This window comes from Cyanobacteriota bacterium, from assembly GCA_027618255.1.
Classification (GTDB): Bacteria; Cyanobacteriota; Vampirovibrionia; order LMEP-6097; family LMEP-6097; genus JABHOV01.
Genome location: JAQCFG010000096.1, coordinates 1 through 4,709, shown reverse-complemented (window position 1 = coordinate 4,709; position 4,709 = coordinate 1). Strand labels below are relative to the sequence as shown.

The 4,709-nt window shown below is 39.3% G+C and carries 4 protein-coding genes; 2 read left to right on the top strand and 2 right to left on the bottom strand.

Annotated features, from left to right (window positions below; translation table 11 throughout):
* Positions 1 to 76 precede the first annotated feature (76 nt).
* Positions 77 to 1,870 (bottom strand): ABC transporter ATP-binding protein, encoded by a 1,794-nt coding sequence (locus O3C63_09480; protein ID MDA0773153.1) that lies wholly within the window; start codon positions 1,868 to 1,870, stop codon positions 77 to 79.
* Positions 1,871 to 2,021: 151 nt separating this feature from the next.
* Here O3C63_09480 and O3C63_09475 point away from each other — a divergent pair, with 151 nt between their 5' ends.
* Entirely contained in the window at positions 2,022 to 2,642 is a 621-nt protein-coding gene (locus tag O3C63_09475) for a TetR/AcrR family transcriptional regulator (GenBank protein MDA0773152.1), read from the top strand.
* 188 nt (positions 2,643 to 2,830) lie between these two features.
* Here O3C63_09475 and O3C63_09470 read toward each other — a convergent pair whose 3' ends face one another.
* Positions 2,831 to 3,991: a thiolase family protein gene (locus O3C63_09470; protein MDA0773151.1), complete on the bottom strand. Its 1,161-nt coding sequence runs from the start codon at positions 3,989 to 3,991 to the stop codon at positions 2,831 to 2,833.
* A 122-nt stretch (positions 3,992 to 4,113) separates the two neighbouring features.
* Between O3C63_09470 and O3C63_09465 the strand changes: the two genes are divergently transcribed.
* Positions 4,114 to 4,647: a CBS domain-containing protein gene (locus O3C63_09465; protein MDA0773150.1), complete on the top strand. Its 534-nt coding sequence runs from the start codon at positions 4,114 to 4,116 to the stop codon at positions 4,645 to 4,647.
* Positions 4,648 to 4,709 lie beyond the last annotated feature (62 nt).

Here is a 4,709-nt window from a genome sequence, read left to right as displayed (position 1 = left end):
CACCCAGCCCAACTTTACTAAATATAAAGATCTCAGTTAATAAATATGGGCTGGGTTACACGCTCCTAGCCAAGCATTAATTCAACAGTGCTGCATACGCTTGATCTTTTCTAACAAGCTCATCATGAGATCCAGACTCCACGATCTTGCCGTTTTCAATATATACAATACGATCACAATGCTTCACAGTGCTCAAACGATGGGCAATGATAATGACAGTCTTGGTTTGCATCATCTTGGTTATAGCTTGATAAATAAATTCTTGCGAATCATTATCAAGTGCGCTGGTAGGCTCATCAAGAATCACTATCGGCGCCTTACTAATAAAAGCCCGAGCAATAGAAAGCCTTTGCTTTTGACCGATAGAGAGATTATTGCCCATCTCACCAATCTCAGCATCTAAACCTTTGGTTTGGGCAAACTCAAGCACAAAAGATTCTTTGGCAGCCATCATCAACTCTTCTTCACTAGCGTTCAATCTGCCAAGCATTATATTCTCGCGAATAGTCCCAGAAAACAACAGTGGCTCCTGATTAACAATCGCTATTTGATTACGCAAATCATCTAATGCCAGCCTTGCTGTATTAACACCATCCAAAAGTATCTTACCTGAGTCCACTTCAAAGAACCGAGGAATTAAGCTCACCAAGCTAGACTTACCTCCACCACTAGGTCCAACAAGAGCAACACTGCTACATTCTGGAATTTTCAAATTGAGATCTTTGAATAATTCTTTACCGTCATAACTAAAACTTACATCTTTAAATTCCAAGCTACCAAGTACTGGCTCAACTAATACTTCTTGGTTAGTTGATACTATTACTTGTACTGGCTCATCCAAAAACTCATAGACTCTATCAGCCACTCCCAGAGCTGATTGTGCGATAGTCGAAACCCTACCAAGTCTTTTGACAGGATCATAAAGCAAAATTGAACTAACAAAGAACGAAGAGAATTCACCAATACTCAAACTACCTGACTGAACGGCACTTAGACCAAGAAACAAAATCAAAGCTATCCCAATTGAACCAATTAAGTTAGTCATGGGTGAAACAAGGGACATAAAAAAGATCCAACGCTTGTTGAGTTTATATAAATTACTAGACTCAGTTTCAAACTTATTATCACGCCAGAGCTCTAGATTAAAGGATTTGATCACGGTTTGATTACGCAAAGTCTCAGCAACAAAACTAGTTAATTTACCAATATAGTCTTGCCCCTGTCTTGCATAATTTCTAATATCCTTACCTACTTTCAAAACAGGGAAAGCAAACATCGGAATCACCACCATAGAAATCAAAGTCAACTTGACATCAAGCACCAAAAGCCAAGCAAGTAGAAATGTAGCCTTGATACTTTCATTAAAAATATTCATAAGACTCTCAGCCAGCCAAGACTGCATACTATTGAGGTCGCTACTTATAACTGAAACAATAGAACCTGAATCATATTTCTTTTGTCTCATCAAAGACAACTTACTTATATGTTGGTGAATCTGTTCTCTAATTTTTTTGACAATTAATAATCCAAGTTTACGTGAGTTGTATTGAAACAAAAACTTAAATACGGCATCAATCGCAAAAACTACAATGATAGTCAAAGGCAAGATCAGCTGTATCTTATGAGGGTCCAGATTAAAATAGCCACTATTAACGATATCTGTCGGTATGAATTGCAACAATTGTTTCGGTAAAATATTAAGGCTCTCTTGCCCTTGTTTGAGAGCTGCAAGCCCATCAATAGAAACTTTGACAAACCAAGATGGTAATATGCCAGCAAAACCGCTAAAGAACATACAAAAAATACTAAAGAAGAACAAAAATTGGTATTCTTTCCCGGTATTTATAAGTTTGGTGATGGTTTTGTTCATTACAGGATATCGCAGGCAGACAGTGATTATATCACTGTATTGACACGATAGCCATTAAAAGACTTGTACTAGAATAATCAATTATGCTACAATGTATAAAAAAGATAAAGGTCTTTCGAACAAAAGTAGAAATAGCTACTAGGAGTGGCGTATGGCAGTGATTGAACAAATGAAAACGGCAAAATCAAAACAAACCAGGGCAAAAATTCTGAATGTTGCAAGAGAGATTTTTGCAGTGAAGGGCTATCACAAGACAACAGTGAAGGACATAACCAAAGCAGCCGACTTAGGTTATGGTACTTTCTATCTATATTTCAAAGACAAGAAAAATATTTTTCATGCTTTACTCGAGAGAGTTGAAGATGAGCTGTATACAGTTGCCGGCGGTGGCAGCGATCTTAGTCAAGAATATGAATTAGGTAGAAGCTCATACCGAGCACTGCGTGATGATCTTAGAGCGATCTTCACAAGTTTTCGCGAGAATGCAAGCTTGCTACAGTTTTGTAAAGAGCTCTCGATCATGGATCCTGTGTTCAGAAAACAATATGAAGCAATGCGTGCAAGATTGATTGACAGAACGAGACAAGTCTTAGAAAAAAGTACCTTGGAAAATGTCAACTACCAGATTGCAGCAGTTGCAATAGCTGGAATGATTGAATCTCTTGCAAATGAATGGAATAATAAAGATGAGCCTTCTAGTCTCGATGCCGATACTAGCTTAGATGAAATTTTGCCGACTATCACTAAGTTGTATTTTAAAGCGGTCAGTTAAAAGACGATCTCAGAAATACAATACATGCGTAACGCAGCTATTCGTATTTTAAGGTAACGTCGCAGAACCTGCCTCGGAAGTTCAAGAGCAAGGCTTGCATGTTTTGAGGAGCCGCAGTTGACTGAGCCGTCAATGAGGACGGACGAAAAACATGCGTAACGCAGCTATTGGGCTTCCCAGGTAGGTTCTTAGACTAGTTCAATTGCTGTTGCGACCCCCTGCCCAAACCCCACACACATAGTGAGCAAACCGCGTTTGCCACCTGAGCGTTCGAGTTCATGAATCAGTGTTGTTAAAATACGCGCACCTGAACAACCAAGTGGGTGTCCAATTGCAATCGCTCCACCATTAACGTTGACTTTATCAAGAGGAATCTTGAGCTCTTGAACTGTAGCCAGAACTACAGAAGCAAACGCTTCATTGATTTCAAATAAATCAAAATCATCTACAGTTAAACCTGTTTTTTCAAACAAAAGTTTAACAGAAGGAATCGGACCTGTGAGTTGCATTTCTGGATCACAACCAACAACAACAGTCTTGATGATTTTTGCTCTTGGAGTTAAATTATATTTTTTGAGAGCGGCTTCACTCGCTAATAAAACAGCAGAAGCGCCATCAGTAATTTGACTTGCAGTTGCAGCAGTCACCACACCACCATCTTTAAATGGAGTTCCAAGACTTGCCATTTTTTCTTTATCAACAGACGATCTGATTCCTTCATCCTTAGTGATAGGACCTGCAGCAGTTTGAACTGCAACAATCTCCTTGTCAAAGTAGCCACTAGACTGAGCTTTAAAGGCTTTAGCGTGGGAGTTGATACCAAAATCATCAAGCTGATCTCTAGTAAAACCCCATTTCTCAGCTATCATTTCAGCGGATTGTCCCATGGATTTAATTTTGTATTTTGAAAGATACGACTCAGACAAAGTTGTGTCCTGACGCGGTGACATTGGTAATGGCATTCCATCAATTCCCATTGGCACTCTGCCCATATGTTCAACTCCACCGGCGATTAATAAATCAGCGTCACCAGCACGAATCGCTTGAGAAGCCATTTCTACAGTTTGAATTCCAGAGCTGCACATTCTATTAACTTGCACACCTGGCACCGATTCATCCAAAACTAAAAGAGCAATTATTCTGGCGATATTCATTCCTTGCTCGCCAACTGGAGTAACACAACCATAAATCAAATCCTCAATTGCCTTGGGATCTAATTTATTACGTTCGATTAATGCCTTAACTGGCACCGCACCTAAATCTACCGGATGAACATCCGAAAAAGCACAGCCCGGTTTGGATCTCCCCATTGCTGTTCTTACTAAATCTACAATATACGCTTCGCTCATACATTTTATATACCCCGACGTGTGCCGCGTCTCCACATTTCATCTTTCTAGATAACCACACACGCAATTATCTAGAAAGGTGGGCTGTGGACGCCGAACCATTTGCGCTATGATCTATTGATATGAGTAGCTCAGATTATATAGAAGAAGAAATGCAAATAATGGAAGAAAACCAGCAGAGCAGTGCCAATATTGCTGCGGGAATCAACATTGAAGATACCATCAGTACCTTGAGCTTAGTGCCAATTGAATCTATTAAAACTGGTACTTCACTAGCTGATGTAATCAAGCTTCTCAATAGTAAAAATATGGGTTGCGTAACAATCACAAACTCAAGTGGGGATACAATTGGGATTTTTACAGAGCGTGATATTTTACGTAAAGTCATCGGTAAAAACATAGATCTAAGCTCTGAAACCATCGATAACTACATGACCAAAAATCCTGAGGTTCTATCTGAAGAAGATCCTATTGCTTTTGCTCTTAACAGAATGTCAGATGGTGGATACAGACATATACCAATTACTCGTAATGGCAAAGTAGGATTTATGCTTTCTATTAAAGATATAGTTGATCAGATTGCGCAGACTTATAGGAAGAGGATTTTAAACTTGCCGCCTAATTTAAAACAGACTACTTCCCAATACGGCGGCTAGGAGCGTGTAACCCAGCCCATATTTATTAACTGAGATCTTTATATTTAGTAAAGTTGGGCTGG

Bases quoted from the DNA above. Each gene is read 5' to 3' on its own strand.
- O3C63_09475 (MDA0773152.1), top strand. From the start codon at position 2,022: ATGGCAGTGATTGAACAAATGAAAACGGCAAAATCAAAACAAACCAGG.
- O3C63_09470 (MDA0773151.1), bottom strand. From the start codon at position 3,991: ATGAGCGAAGCGTATATTGTAGATTTAGTAAGAACAGCAATGGGGAGA.
- O3C63_09465 (MDA0773150.1), top strand. From the start codon at position 4,114: ATGAGTAGCTCAGATTATATAGAAGAAGAAATGCAAATAATGGAAGAA.
- O3C63_09480 (MDA0773153.1), bottom strand. From the start codon at position 1,870: ATGAACAAAACCATCACCAAACTTATAAATACCGGGAAAGAATACCAA.